The organism is Myxococcus sp. CA023 (genome assembly GCF_010998615.1).
Classification (GTDB): domain Bacteria; phylum Myxococcota; class Myxococcia; order Myxococcales; family Myxococcaceae; genus Myxococcus.
On record NZ_JAAEAH010000185.1, the window covers coordinates 1 to 673 of the forward strand.

At 63.2% G+C, this 673-nt stretch carries 1 protein-coding gene; it reads right to left on the reverse strand.

What is annotated here, in order from left to right:
• Positions 1–101: 101 nt before the first annotated feature.
• Complete coding sequence (locus tag F8M74_RS37190) at positions 102–623, reverse strand: IS5 family transposase (RefSeq protein ID WP_306341668.1); 522 nt, start codon at positions 621–623, stop codon at positions 102–104.
• Between the last annotated feature and the right edge of the window lie 50 nt (positions 624–673).

A 673-nucleotide genomic window follows, 5' to 3' on the forward strand; every position in this document is an offset into this window, starting at 1 on the left:
AGCGGCGAACAATCGCCGCTCCTCCATCTGCTCGGGCGTCAGCCTGAATGGCTGCTGCCCCATCACCACCACCCCCTTCATTGGAACAACCGTTCCGAGGTTTAGGGGATTCGTCGAGGCGGTTTAGTCGCCGTCTTGTCATAGCGAGTGGCGACAGCCCGAAAGCGCTTGAGGTCGTGGAAGAAGCACTCCACCCGGTAGCGCAGCCGGTACAGGGTGCGGTCTAACGGCAACGCCCGCTTACGGCTCGGGTTCGAATGGATGACAGGCTTCCTCCTGAGCTTTCGAACGTTGGCGCGGATGCGGTAGGCGTCATAGCCGGTATCCGCGATGAAAGCGGCGCCCTCGGCGTGCACCAGAAGTTCTTCGGCCATTGTGGACTCGTGCTGCTGGCCGGGCGTCAGCGCGACGTGGAGCGGCTTACCTCCCGTCGTAGTGATGGCGTGAACTTTCGTTGAAAAACCTCCTCGAGAACGCCCCAAAGCACTGCTTCGGCTCCCCCTTTCCGCCCGCGGCGTCCTGATGCGCCCGGACGACCGATACGTCTGAAGTTGCCCCGGTACCGCAGAGCGTTCCGCGCTTTCGCCCTCAAGCGGCAGCGCGGTGCTTCTTCTCGTAACCAGCGGGTGACTCGTAGTCGAGCGCGGAGTGGCGCCGGAGCGGATTGTACCAG